This window comes from Flavobacterium sp. FlaQc-47 (assembly GCF_044006475.1).
GTDB lineage: Bacteria > Bacteroidota > Bacteroidia > Flavobacteriales > Flavobacteriaceae > Flavobacterium.
In genome coordinates this window covers 1,406,624-1,419,794 of record NZ_JBIPCQ010000001.1, presented here as the reverse complement: position 1 = coordinate 1,419,794, position 13,171 = coordinate 1,406,624, and the positions used below count along the sequence as shown (strand labels likewise).

The 13,171-nt window shown below is 32.5% G+C and carries 15 protein-coding genes; 9 read left to right on the top strand and 6 right to left on the bottom strand.

Going from position 1 to position 13,171, the window contains the following annotated elements:
* Nucleotides 1–126 precede the first annotated feature (126 nt).
* From ACHRVX_RS05935 to ACHRVX_RS05925, 3 genes are read right to left on the bottom strand one after another with little or no spacing between them, the layout of a single operon-like run.
* Nucleotides 127–702 (bottom strand): Crp/Fnr family transcriptional regulator, encoded by a 576-nt coding sequence (locus tag ACHRVX_RS05935; protein WP_395330207.1) that lies wholly within the window; start codon nt 700–702, stop codon nt 127–129.
* Between the two features lie 20 nt (nt 703–722).
* Entirely contained in the window at nt 723–1,178 is a 456-nt protein-coding gene (locus tag ACHRVX_RS05930) for a hypothetical protein (RefSeq protein ID WP_395330205.1), read from the bottom strand.
* A gap of 8 nt (nt 1,179–1,186) precedes the next feature.
* Nucleotides 1,187–1,594 carry a glyoxalase gene (locus ACHRVX_RS05925; RefSeq protein ID WP_395330204.1) on the bottom strand — a complete coding sequence of 136 codons (408 nt, stop codon included), beginning with the start codon at nt 1,592–1,594 and terminating at the stop codon, nt 1,187–1,189.
* A gap of 196 nt (nt 1,595–1,790) precedes the next feature.
* On the opposite strand from ACHRVX_RS05925, the gene ACHRVX_RS05920 reads away from it, so the two are divergent.
* Nucleotides 1,791–2,216: a hypothetical protein gene (locus ACHRVX_RS05920; RefSeq protein ID WP_395330202.1), complete on the top strand. Its 426-nt coding sequence runs from the start codon at nt 1,791–1,793 to the stop codon at nt 2,214–2,216.
* Nucleotides 2,217–2,629: 413 nt separating this feature from the next.
* On the opposite strand, the gene ACHRVX_RS05915 is transcribed toward ACHRVX_RS05920, so the two are convergent.
* Both ACHRVX_RS05915 and ACHRVX_RS05910 read right to left on the bottom strand, forming a co-directional pair.
* Nucleotides 2,630–3,889: a mechanosensitive ion channel family protein gene (locus ACHRVX_RS05915; protein WP_395330200.1), complete on the bottom strand. Its 1,260-nt coding sequence runs from the start codon at nt 3,887–3,889 to the stop codon at nt 2,630–2,632.
* Entirely contained in the window at nt 3,879–4,169 is a 291-nt protein-coding gene (locus ACHRVX_RS05910) for a DUF3817 domain-containing protein (RefSeq protein WP_395330198.1), read from the bottom strand. The genes ACHRVX_RS05915 and ACHRVX_RS05910 overlap by 11 nt, the downstream gene beginning before the upstream one ends.
* Nucleotides 4,170–4,272: 103 nt before the next feature.
* On the opposite strand from ACHRVX_RS05910, the gene ACHRVX_RS05905 reads away from it, so the two are divergent.
* The 5 genes from ACHRVX_RS05905 to ACHRVX_RS05885 all read left to right on the top strand — a co-directional run bounded on the left by ACHRVX_RS05905 (nt 4,273) and on the right by ACHRVX_RS05885 (nt 10,149).
* On the top strand, nt 4,273–4,806 hold the full coding sequence (locus ACHRVX_RS05905; protein WP_395330196.1) for a DUF6155 family protein: 534 nt from the start codon (nt 4,273–4,275) through the stop codon (nt 4,804–4,806).
* Nucleotides 4,807–4,914: 108 nt separating this feature from the next.
* Nucleotides 4,915–6,459, top strand: a complete 1,545-nt coding sequence (locus tag ACHRVX_RS05900; RefSeq protein ID WP_065450162.1) for a DEAD/DEAH box helicase — start codon at nt 4,915–4,917, stop codon at nt 6,457–6,459.
* A gap of 375 nt (nt 6,460–6,834) precedes the next feature.
* Nucleotides 6,835–8,169, top strand: coding sequence for a DEAD/DEAH box helicase (locus ACHRVX_RS05895; protein ID WP_395330194.1), 1,335 nt, complete (start codon nt 6,835–6,837; stop codon nt 8,167–8,169).
* Nucleotides 8,170–8,242: 73 nt separating this feature from the next.
* A complete protein-coding gene (locus ACHRVX_RS05890) occupies nt 8,243–8,767 on the top strand; it encodes a GNAT family N-acetyltransferase (RefSeq protein WP_395330192.1) in 525 nt (174 codons plus the stop codon).
* 122 nt (nt 8,768–8,889) lie between these two features.
* Complete coding sequence (locus ACHRVX_RS05885; protein ID WP_395330190.1) at nt 8,890–10,149, top strand: NAD(P)/FAD-dependent oxidoreductase; 1,260 nt, start codon at nt 8,890–8,892, stop codon at nt 10,147–10,149.
* 299 nt (nt 10,150–10,448) lie between these two features.
* On the opposite strand, the gene ACHRVX_RS05880 is transcribed toward ACHRVX_RS05885, so the two are convergent.
* Nucleotides 10,449–11,678, bottom strand: a complete 1,230-nt coding sequence (locus ACHRVX_RS05880; RefSeq protein WP_395330188.1) for a multidrug effflux MFS transporter — start codon at nt 11,676–11,678, stop codon at nt 10,449–10,451.
* A gap of 149 nt (nt 11,679–11,827) precedes the next feature.
* Here ACHRVX_RS05880 and ACHRVX_RS05875 point away from each other — a divergent pair, with 149 nt between their 5' ends.
* From ACHRVX_RS05875 to ACHRVX_RS05865, 3 genes are all read left to right on the top strand, one after another.
* Entirely contained in the window at nt 11,828–12,247 is a 420-nt protein-coding gene (locus ACHRVX_RS05875) for a hypothetical protein (RefSeq protein ID WP_395330186.1), read from the top strand.
* A gap of 96 nt (nt 12,248–12,343) precedes the next feature.
* Nucleotides 12,344–12,721, top strand: a complete 378-nt coding sequence (locus tag ACHRVX_RS05870) for a hypothetical protein (RefSeq protein ID WP_395330184.1) — start codon at nt 12,344–12,346, stop codon at nt 12,719–12,721.
* A gap of 14 nt (nt 12,722–12,735) precedes the next feature.
* Nucleotides 12,736–13,035 carry a hypothetical protein gene (locus ACHRVX_RS05865; RefSeq protein WP_395330181.1) on the top strand — a complete coding sequence of 100 codons (300 nt, stop codon included), beginning with the start codon at nt 12,736–12,738 and terminating at the stop codon, nt 13,033–13,035.
* The last annotated feature ends 136 nt before the right edge of the window (nt 13,036–13,171 follow it).

The following is a 13,171-nucleotide window of genomic DNA, read 5'->3' as shown; positions in this document are numbered from 1 at the left end:
CAAAATTAGGCAGCTGTTTAAGGGCAGACGATAACATTTGTTATTAATTTTTTTACCATATAAGTTATATAAGTTCATTTAATCTTGCCTTACGTTTCCTTATATAACTTATATGGTGAAATTTAATTATTTTCTATGAACCAATTTACTTTTAATCCGGCTTAAATGTACGGTGCTTACGCCAAGATATGAAGCAATATAATGCTGGGGAACACGCTGAGTAATTTGAGGTCTTTCCTCAATTAAATTAAGATAACGCTGAGTAGGAGAGTCCTTTATGAAAGAAACAAAATATTTCATATAATCAAATGTACGCTGAAAAAGCATATCAATTAGACGATCTCTCAATTCTGGAATTTCTTTAATTTCTTCGAGAATTTTATCGAGATCATTTTTATAAATCCACCAAATCTCAGAAGCTTCAATAGTTTCAACAACCACGGGACTTGGTAATTTTTTCATAAAACTTTCGATAGAAGCAACACTTTGATTCTCAAAAAAGAACTGCGTGGTAAGATCTTTTCCGTTGTTATTGAACCAAACCCTGATACAGCCTTTTTCGATAATAAATAGCTTTTTTGAAATTTCACCTTCTTCTAAAAGTATTGTTTTTGCCGGAACTTGAATACGATTAAAATGGCTGGTATATTCGATCCATTTATCGTCGGTTAAAGGGAATTTATTTCGGAATTTTTCGAACATTAATTATTTTTTGAGGAATTCTAATCTATTGAAAATCCAGTTTTAATTGATAATACATGAAAAATTATTTGATCCAGAAATTCTAGATTTTCATCATTTACAGTTAAAAAAAATGTAGTTGAAAAGCTTATGAATTTTTGTTTTACCTGAGCTATTTTTCTTCCCTCAAAAAAGTAATTAAAATTATTATTTATAGAAATAAAATATGCCGATTTAATATACAATCGCTTGTCATTATTAAAAATTATAAACTCATTATCTATTTTACATACAAGCTTAGTCATAAATTTGTTTTGATGTAAAATTTCAAAAGAAAAAGAATCATATTTTAACTCTAAAACTAAGACATCATGAGGATTGTATATCTTTATAACCCTACTAAACCAATTGTGTTTAATTGTCGAATAAAACAACAGCTCACCTTCTTTATAAGCAACCAGACTTTGATTTTGTTTCTCGATTATTTCTATTTCCATTAAATAATCTAATTCAAATCCTTTTCCACTTCAAACAATTGCACCTGACTTCTTAATCTTTCAACCAATAAATTCATCATTCGTTTGTTTAAACTGGAAGAATTCTGAATGTAAATATCATATTCTTCGATAGTAAAAAGTCCCATAATAATTCCTTTAAGAGAATTCCTGAACTTAATATCTTTTTGAATCGAGTTTTCGATGGTTTGGATTTTCTTTTCGACAGTATACGAGTAAAAATCAGCTTTATTTTTATTGACGTAATTGATAAAAACGGCAATAAATAAATCATTTTGCAGTTTTAAAATGGGTCTAATCGTTTGATTTTGAAACAATTCTTCCGATGAAGATTGAGCATTTACGGTTCCTAAAGTCTCTCCTCTGAATTCTCTTAAAAAAGCATCTCTATCTTCCATGTTTTTTCTTTAAATTTAGAAAAAATTCTAATGCAAAATTAATTTTACCTTATAAGTTATATATTAAATTTCACCATTATAAGGTTATCTGAAATGAGTTTACAAAGCAACTTAAATAATCCAGAGAAAATAATCCAATAGCTTTAAATGAACTTACATAACTTATATGGTGAAAAAAGAAAAAATCCTTCAATCTATGAATATAAAATATTTATTGTTTTTAATTGTAATCGCAATTGTTTCCTGCAATTCTAAAGATGAAAAAAGCAAATACAATCAAATTGTATATCAGGCTGTAAATGACAAAGACACGGCTACTTTAAGCATCCATATCAACGACAAACGTTTCTACGGACATTACGAAGTTTTGTATCATAAAATAGGAAAAGATTCCGGTGATGTTAGGGGAGATATTAAAGGAGACACTTTACGGGGAGATTTTCATTTTATCTCAAACGGAGGAAGCTGGAAAAGGATTCCGCTCGCTTTGTTGAAAAAGGAAGACAAACTACTTTTAGGAAACGGGATTATAACAACTTACTTCAACTTGCCATGTTTCATGCCTGGAACTCCTATAGAATATAATAATGCAAAGTTTGTTTTTGAAGAAATTAGGAAATAGTTTTCAGTCGCAGTTTTCAGTTTTCAATCGAAAAGAATGCAAATATTTTTTTATTGGGCTGAAATAATCTCGCAAAGGCGCAAGGACGCAAAGTTTATATTACTGACGAATTCAGCATTTTTAGATAATCTCAAAATAACCACATAAAGCTTAAAAACTATGCGGCTCTGCGTCTTTGCGAGATTAAAAAAAATGCAACTTATAAAATTTGTCTCATTGATAAACACAAAGCTTTGCGAACTTTACTTTTTCTAACACATGAAATAAGATTAGAATCTTAGCGGTCTTTGCGGTAAAATTATACTCAAAGCAACTTTCAATATCAAAGTAAAATAGTTTTCAGTCGCAGTGGCAGTTTTCAGTTGAACTGCGACTGCGACTGAAAACTGCGACTGATAACTGAAAACTGAAAACTAACTCAAAGGCCCAATCGTCGACGGCAATTCGAATATTTCAAGATCAAAGTAAATTACCGAAGCCATTACATGATCAAAAATATCGGCCATAATATATTCATAATTTGCCCAGCGTTTGTCACTTGAAAAAGCATAAATTTCTAACGGAACTCCGTGCGCTGTCGATTGTAACTGACGGCACATAATGTGCATGTCTTTATTCAAACCAGGATGCGTTATTAAATACTGCATAATATATTTCCTGAACAAACCTAAATTCGTCATATTCCGACCATTCAGCGAAAGCGATTTATCAACGCCTTGTAAATCATTGTATTTCTCAATTTCAGCCTGTCTGGTTTCAATATAAGTACTAATTAATTGCACACGTTTCATATGGTTGAGATCATCATTATTAAGGAAACGAATGCTGCTGCTTTTTATTAAAATATGTCTTTTGATACGTCTTCCGTCAGATTTTTGCATCCCGCGCCAGTTCTGGAAAGAGTCTGAACTTAAAGCATATGTTGGAATCGTGGTAATCGTATTGTCAAAATTACGAACCTTTACCGTTGTCAGGTTAATTTCGATTACATCACCATCAGCACCAAATTTATCCATTGTAATCCAGTCACCAATCCTGACCATATCGTTAATTGCAACCTGAACACTTGAAACAAATCCTAAAATAGTATCTCTGAAAATCAAGATTATAATTGCGGAAAGCGTCCCCAAAATCGTCAGTAATTCGCCTTTTTTGACTCCGAATAACGTTGAAATAATCATCGCTACACCAAAAATCCAAAGGACAATCATAATAACCTGAACAAAACTATCAATTGGTTTGTCGCTATATTCAGGTTTCTGTTTTAGATAATCTCGTAATGCATTAAAAATCGTTCTGATGATCCATAAACTAATCAAAACGATATAAATCCCAACTATTTTTCCAAACAGCGATTCCCAATAATCATATTTGTCCAGAATTATCGGTACAGCCTTATAAACAAAGAAAAACGGAATTAAATAAGCGGTGTACTTAGTGGTTTTATTGTGAATTAGATAATCGTCAAACTTGGTTTTTGTTTTTTGGGCAAAAATGGCCGTTAACGTTACTAAAACAAATTTTGCAACATAGTATATGGCAAAAGCCAAAGCCACCATGATCACAATATTAAAGAAAAGACTAATATAAGACGCAAAATTGCGGCTCATTCCCCAATCTCTAAAAAGCGGATATAAAAAATTAAATATTTTATCTAAAGGCTTATTTTGCATTATTTTCTAAGTATTTTTTCTCCACATAAAAAGTTCCAAAAGGTATAAGAGAAGCAATCAGGATAATTCCAAAAGTTTTAAGATCCCAGTTTTGAGATTTTCTAAGCAAAACCGCCAATATAATGTAACCAATAAATAAAACACCGTGCGTCATTCCTAACGGACGTAAAATAGTATGATAAAGTTCAGGATTATTGTTTTTTATCACCAGCATATTGGCAAATAACACTAAATAAGAGATTCCTTCTAAAATTGCAGTAACTTTGAAAATCTTGAGCATGTATATTTTTTTTAAATTTATACAAGCAAAATTAAGTATTATGGTTGGTTTTTGAAGTATGAATCAAGAAAGTAATTTACTTTTGTAATCTTAAACTTTGATAATGAGTAAACGCGATTTAAAAAAATATTTAGCCGAATTAAATAAGGAGCAGCTCGAAGAACAAATTATTGAGTTGTATGAAAAATTTGCTCCAGTAAAAGTATATTACGATTTTGTTTTTAGTCCTAAAGAAGATAAACTTTTGCAGGAAAGCAAGGTTAAAATCTCACACGAATATTTCCCAATAAAAAAGCCTTCATCAAGATGGAAACCAAAAGCCAAATTGAGACGTTCTGTAGCACAGAAATACATTAAACATTTCATTTTATTAGGCGTTGATCCTTTCGTAATTGCAGATATCATGCTGTATAACATCGAAATAGCGCAAACATATTCGTCAAGTAATTTTATTAAGCAGGAATTGTTTTACAAAAGTATGCTGAATTCTTTTGAACAAGCTGTGAATTTCACAATTTCTAACGGAATTTTGTCTGAATTTAAGGAACGTATTTTAGCCATTCAGCAAGAAACTATTCGGCAGAAATGGAAAAACAAGTACGAATTTGAGGCAATTTCAGACAAAATAGACTTATAGAGGCTTTTCTCATAAAAAATCTTATTTAAAAAAATGATTTATTTTACGTTAAAATAAGATGAATAACTGTTTTTTCGGTGTATTTTTGCAAAAATCCAAAAATAAACAATGTCTCAAAACACTTTAGAAATAGAAAGAGAAGAGAAAAAAGAACTATATGCATACCAGAAAGGCGATATCGATGCCATTTTTGAACGTTTAGACAATGCTCCTTCGAAACATCATTTATTATATCAATTGCCTACAGGTGGCGGAAAAACTGTGATTTTTTCTGAAATCGTGCGTCGTTATTTAGCCAATAATGATAAAAAGGTAGTGGTTTTAACGCACCGTATCGAACTTTGCAAACAAACCTCAAAAATGTTAAAAGGGTTTGGGGTTTCTAATAAAATAATCAATAGTAAAGTAAAGGAATTACCGGATCAAAACGAATTTTCTTGTTTCGTGGCAATGGTTGAGACCTTAAAAAACCGTATCAATGACGAGAAATTACATCTTGACAACATTGGTCTGGTGATTATTGATGAGGCACATTACAACTCATTCAGAAAATTATTAAACTCATTCAAAAATGCTTTTATTCTTGGAGTAACAGCAACCCCTTTGAGTTCAAATATAAAATTACCAATGCACCAGAGTTATGATGAACTTATTGTGGGAGACACCATTAGTTCATTAATCGACAAAGGTTTCCTTGCTCGTGCAACAACTTATAGTTATGATGTGGGATTAACATCATTAAAAGTAGGTATCAATGGAGATTACACCGTAAAATCATCAGACGATTTATATACAAATACCATCATGCAGGAAAAACTTTTGCATGCGTATACAGAACGTTCTCTTGGCAAAAAAACCCTGATTTTCAACAACGGTATTCATACTTCACTATATGTATATGAAACCTTTAGAGAAGCCGGTTACGATATCAGACACCTTGATAACACCAGCAGTTCAGAAGAACGTAAAGATATCCTGGCTTGGTTCAAAAAGACTCCGGATGCTATTTTAACATCTGTTGGAATCTTAACAACAGGTTTTGATGAACCAACAGTTGAAACAATTATCTTAAACAGAGCAACAAAATCACTAACATTATATTACCAGATGATTGGTCGTGGATCTCGTAAATTACCTGGTAAAGACGAGTTTACAGTGATCGATTTAGGAAATAATGCAGCACGTTTTGGTTTATGGAGCGAGCCTGTAAACTGGCAGCATATCTTTAAATCACCTGAATTTTATTTGGAGAATTTACGTGATGATACTGAAATCGAATTGTATTTTAAATACAGTATGCCACCGGAATTACGTGCAAAATTCGCCAAAACTGCTGATGTTACTTTTGATGTTGATGAAGAACACAAACTCATCATCAAACAAAATTTACGTTCAAAAGTAGTACTGGACAAATCCTTAGAACAGCACGCAGCAATGTGTGTCGATAATACCGAAACGCTGCAAGAAGCAAAATCATTAGGACGAGAACTGGACGACGACATCGATTGCCGTATCAAACGCTATTCTAAATGTTTGAGCCAGTGCAGTAAAAACTACCGTGAATGGTTAGTTGATGATTATAAACTGAAACTAGTTTTACTAATAGGTAAAAAGTATCGTGAAAAAATCATGAACGAACCGGACGAAGATTAAAAAAATGTTTCAAGTTTTTTTAGTTTCAGGTTTCAGGTTGTAAAGCTGAGCGATCCCGATAACTATCTGGAGAAGCGCGCGTTCCAATTGGAATTTGGGATTTAAAGAAATTGGAATTTCCATTATTGATTTATTGGAATTTCAAGAATTAGGAGCTATTTCCTGCTGTCCACTGTATCTTTTCCCGGCTAAAGAAGCCAGAAAAAGGATGCCGCTGCCATCAGGGCTAGGGCTTTAGGTTTCATAATAAGTAACATCATCCCGATAGTTATCGGTACTAAAATTTAAAAGTTTCAGGTTTCAGTTTTCAATTTGTTCTTAGATTCGAACGAACTTGAAACATGAAACCTCAAACAAAAAAAACAAAAATATAGTATGTCTAAACAATTCTCAGCATTAGGAATTTCAGCACCAATTTTAAAAGCCTTAGGCGAATTGAACATTGTTGAACCAACAGAAATTCAACAAAAAACAATTCCGTTATTGCTTTCTGAAAGCCACGATGTTGTAGGTTTAGCCAAAACCGGAACCGGTAAAACAGCCGCTTTCGGATTACCATTATTGCAATTAATCGATACTGAATCAGCAATCGTTCAGGCTGTAATTTTAGTACCAACCAGAGAACTTGGACAACAGATATTCAGAAATTTAGAAGATTTCGGGAAACACATTCCTAATATCTCAATAGCTTCAACTTGTGGCGGAATCCCAATCAAACCACAAATTGAGCGTTTATCACAGCCAACACATATTGTTGTAGCCACGCCGGGACGTTTAATCGATTTGATTCAGCGTAAAGCAATTGACTTAAAACAAGCAAAATATTTAGTGTTAGACGAAGCCGATGAAATGGTTTCAATCTTAAAAGAAAGCTTAGACGAAATCGTAGCTGAACTACCTAAAAAACACAGAACTTTATTATTCTCAGCAACTTTGCCAGGAACAATCAAACAATTGATTCAGAATTACTTAGACAAAAATGTAGTTCAGGTTAGCGCTAACATGGAAACTGTTGGTAACCAAGGAATTGATCACGAATATATAGTTGTTGACCCAATTGAGAAACTGGACGTATTAATGCATTTCCTGAATTCAAAAGACGGAGAACGTGGTATTATTTTCTGCAAAACTAAAGCTGCAGTCAATAAACTGGCTAAAAATTTAGCCATTAATCGTTTTTCTTCAGGCGCACTTCACGGTAGTTTATCTCAGGGAATTCGTGACAGAATCATGGAACAATTTCGTGAAGGACATATTAATATTCTGGTTGCAACCGATTTAGCAGCAAGAGGAATTGACGTAAAAGAAATATCTTATGTGGTCAATTATCATTTGCCTGACACCTACGAAAACTACGTTCACCGTAGCGGAAGAACTGCAAGAGCAGGAGCAAAGGGACTTTCTTTAACCGTTTTACAACAAGAAGAAGTAGTTGAAATTCCGGAATTTGAAAAAGAATTAGGCATTAAATTTACCCAATTCCAAAAACCTTCTGTAATAAGTTTAGAAGAAAATAATACGCTTTTATGGGCGAAACAAATCTTCAAAACAAAACCCAATCACGATATCTCAGATGATTTAAAAACAAAAGTAAAAACTGTTTTTCATCATCTTACTAAGGATGAATTAATTGAAAAATTAATGGCAAATTACGTGCTTCAAAACAAAGTCGAAGTAACGGAGAAACCTGTTAAAAAATTCAAAAAGTAATACTTCCAACTTTTGATTTCTTTATATATGTTGTAATTTTATAGTGCATAAACAACGCATTATACAGCATATTATGGCAGATATTCAAATACAAAAGATTACAATCAACGAGATTCAGCAATTGCAAAAAATTGGCCGACAAACTTTTCAGGAAACATTTTCAGATTCCAATTCTGAAGAGAATATGAAAGATTATCTGGACAAAGGTTTTGCTACAGCAAAACTAACAGAAGAATTGACCAACAAAGATTCTGAGTTTTATTTTGCAACCTTAGACAATGAAGTAATTGGTTATTTGAAAGTAAATTTCGGCGCATCACAAACCGAATTAAAAGATGATAAAGCACTTGAAATTGAGCGAATCTATGTTTCAAAAGAATTTCACGGCAAAAAGGTCGGACAATTACTTTATGATAAAGCAATAGAAGTGGCCCGACAAAAAAATAATGATTATGTATGGTTAGGTGTGTGGGAGGAAAATTTGCGAGCCATTGCCTTTTATACAAAAAATGGATTTGTTGAATTTGACAAACATATTTTTAAGTTAGGAGATGAGGAACAAACCGACATTATGATGAAACTTAAATTGACAAATTAATTCCATAAGATTTTAAAAGAAAACTCAAAATAGGGTTTTGTAATTGGAATTATAATGTTAAATTTATACAACTGCTAAAAGCAGAATAGTTTTACTCATGAATCCTATTTAATAAATAACATATGAATATAGTCATCATAGGAGGTGGTTTTGCAGGACTAAATCTGGCAAAAGAGCTTGTAAACCAACCTCAAATACAAGTAACCCTTGTAGACAAAAATAATTACAATTTTTTTCCACCACTTATATATCAGGTTGCTACGGCATTTCTAGAGCCTTCAAGTATCAGCTATCCATTTAGAAAATTTTTTGCAGGCAAAAAAAATCTTCAATTTCGTTTAGGCGAATTACTATCTGTAGTTCCTTCCGAAAATAAAATAATCCTGAACAACGGAGAATTAACGTATGATCATTTGGTTTTTGCTACAGGAGCAGAAACGAGTTATTTTGGTATGGAAAACGTAATGAAAAACGCTATTCCGATGAAAACATTAAATGATGCCATCGAAATGCGTAATACATTGCTTAAAAATCTTGAAAAAGCAGCTATTTGCAAAGATATTCGTAAACGCCGTAAATTACTAACAATTGTTGTTGCCGGAGGCGGACCAACAGGAGTAGAGGTTTCAGGAATGTTTGCCGAGATGCGTAAAAATATCCTGCTTAAAGAATATCCTGAACTTGAAACATCTGCGAGTAATGTTTATTTGGTCGATGGGGGAGATGCCTTACTTGCGCCAATGAGCGAAGCTTCACAAAAAGATACTCTGGATGCACTTACTAAATTGGGTGTTGTTGTTAAATTGCACACAAGAGTTGTAGACTATGTTGATGATACTGTACATTTTGAAAATGGAGATACGATCAAAACCAAAAACTTAATTTGGGCAGCAGGAGTTTCTGCTAAAATATTTGAAGGAATTCCTAAAGAAAGTTACGGTCGCGGAAGACGTATGGCAACAGATCAATATAGCAAAGTAAACGGTCTTACAAATATTTACGCTATTGGGGACACGGCTATAACATCCGGAGATAAAAATTTTCCGGACGGACATCCACAAGTTGCTCAGGTTGCAATTCAGCAAGGATTAAATTTAGCCAAAAACTTTAAAGCATTAATCAAAAACAAACCCTTAAAACCATTTGCTTATAACGATAAAGGTTCTATGGCAATTATAGGAAAAAATAAAGCTGTGGTAGATTTACCAAGTCCAAAATGGCATTTCAAAGGATTCTTTGCCTGGATTATCTGGCTGTTTATCCACTTGATATCGCTAATTACTTATAGAAACAGATTAAATACATTCTGGAACTGGATGGTAGCATATTTTGCCAGCGATCAGTCATTAAGAATGATTATCAGACCTGATAAGAGATCTTAAAATTTTAAATTCCAATCCTTTTGAAATTCCAAATTCCAATGATTGGGAATAATATTTAAACATAAAAAAGCCAGAATTCGTTAAGTTCTGGCTTTTTTATGTTTTGTCATTTCGACGCAGGAGAAATCACACACTTTAATCGACAAAGTTTAACGACATTCTATGCGGAATTTCTCGTGTGATTCTTCGTTCCTCAGAATGACAAGAATGGGCAAAAAACATCAAATTTTGTCATGAAATAACAATATTATGTAAAATTGGATTTTGGAATTTCAAAAGATTTGAATTTTATTTTATTTTTAGTGCCCAACCAAAACATCATCATTTTCAGCTACTTCAACCTTATTTTTAATAAAACGTTTACCAACATTTAGCACAATAAAAGCGATAATGGTAGTTGCGGTCATAATAAAAACCATTGGTGCTACAGAATTTTTAACGAAAACCCCAACAGCAAACGAAGCTAAAGCTCCCAAACCTAATTGAATAGCACCCATTAACGCCGAAGCGCTTCCTGCATTTTTAGCAAAAGGAGCCATTGTAAGTCCGGCAGTATTGGGATTTGAAATTCCTAAACAGCCTAAAAACAAAAATAACATTGCAATAGTCTCGTACAATCCTAATAGATTATTTACAGAAAGAATCAGGAAAACGATAACGATAACAGATTGTAAAATCAATGCTCCAAAAATCATTTGCTCACTCGTGAATTTTTTCAATAAAACAGAATTCAATTGACTGGAACCAATAAAACTAACCGACATAAAGGCGAAAATCCATCCGTATGTTTTAGCATCTACATGATAAATATCCATAAAAATGATAGGAGAGGCGGCAACGTATGTAAATAATCCTGAAAAAGCAATAGATCCGGTAAATGCATAAGTAAAAAACTGAGGTTCTTTTAGTACCTTCAAAAAGTTAGCAATAATTGGCTTTGGTTTTAACGAAATTGAAGTATCCGGTTTATAACTGTTTGGTAAACCAAGCTGAGCAGCAATCAAAATTGCAATTCCCATACACATTAAAATAAAAAACACCGTATGCCAGCCGTAATCTTCTGTTACATATCCACCTATAGTTGGCGCCAACATTGGCGAAAGCCCAAGAACCAACATTAATAATGAAAAAACTTTTGGGATATCTTTTACCGGAAATAAATCTCTGACCATTGCAACCGAAGCAACTGTTGCGGCGCAGCTACCAACAGCCTGAATAAAACGTAACAATATAAACGAATCAATATCAGTAACATAAACGCATCCTAAAGAAGCTAAAATGTAAACCATCAAACCAATAAATAAAGGTTTTTTTCGTCCAAAACGGTCTAATAATGGTCCGTAAAGCAATTGTCCGGCAGAAATTCCGATAAAGTAACTTGATAAACTCATAGAAACTTTTGCAACTGTTGTATGTAAGTCTTTTGCAATTCCTGAGAAACCAGGCAAGTACATATCAATTGAAAAAGGACCAAGTGCTGTTAAAGAACCTAAAATAAGTATGAGTTTAATGTATTTTTTAGTTGTCATTGTCTTAAATAATTGCTTTTAATTTCGTGCAAAGGTAAATATTTAGTAACTTGTTATATAATTAAACGCCTTATTATATAGAAAACGGCGTTTATTTTTTAAGGATTGATTTCAAACTGGCATCAATTTTAATTTAAAATAAAACATATATGAAAAATTACACTTTACTCTTAGCTCTTATTTTTACAACACTTTCATTTGCTCAAACAATTGTATCTAAAAAAGAAGACGCAAGTCCGGAGCAATATGCGCTTCTTCAAAAAGTAAATGAATATTATCCGGATATTACGCTGAATAAATCAGTTACAAATTTCTACGCCGACGGTAAAATTATCGACACGCAACAAGAATTCAACTTAGACACTTCTAAATTTTCAAGTTATAGAATTGGAATTGAGCCGGATAACAAAAAATTATTGTTTGAATATGTTTCCACTGAAACTGGAAAAGTTTACGGAGATGTTACAATTTTTAAAGGAAATGCTTTAAGAACAACGTTTTCAGAAAAAAGCAATGAAATAAATGTCGCATTAAACGGGAAACCAGTTTACGTGAAAAAACTGAAATAACAGTATTTTATATTCAAAAGAAAAGCATCCGATACGTTGGATGCTTTTTTTTCGTTTATATTTGAAAATAATTTATTTAATAAAATTTGAGTCAAAATGAGACAATTTATTCTACTGTTATTATTAATTTCATTTTCAGCACATTCACAAACAAATCGATTTACCGGAACCTGGAGCACTGAAAATTGTAAAGACTGCAGCAAGGAATATATTTTGACACTAAACATAGCGCAATCCAACAGCAAAATTTTTGGAACTGCAGAAATCACCAGCAGCAATGAAAAATTTGTAACCGGTATTATGGAAGTTACCGGATATGTAAGCGGATTTGGTGAAAAAGCTCAAATCACTATCAAAGCTAAAAACGGTACTGCAAGCGCAGTTCTTTTTGCAAATGATCAATCGCTACAATTCAATAAACGAGGCGGTGACGATTTAGTTCCCAAAGAAACGATTCTCACGAAGTTGTATTAATAGAAAAAGAGCGTATGACATTTGAGCAAGCTTTAAAAGCGAAAGAAGTTATTGGTGAAAAAATTACAATAAATCGCCGTGAACATAATGTGTATATTGGTCCATATGATATGGATGATTTTGATTTATGGAAAAACGCTTATTATGAAAATAATTGTATAACTGACGAATTAGCGAAAGATTATTCCAAAAATTCTAAATTTAAGGTTTATGGAATATTTCAAAATTCAGTTCTACAATTGTATAAACTGAATAACGAACTATTCACAAAGAATACTATAAATACCAAAATAAAAAAACAAAATGGGCAATAGTAATTTCGAGAGCCATCAAGTTTTTATAATGAAAGGCTTGGAAAGCCGATATCTCAGCCCTGTTTTGACATATACTATTTGAACTATAATTTATATTATGTAAAATAGAATATTTCGAAAACCTTCTCCAGTTCAA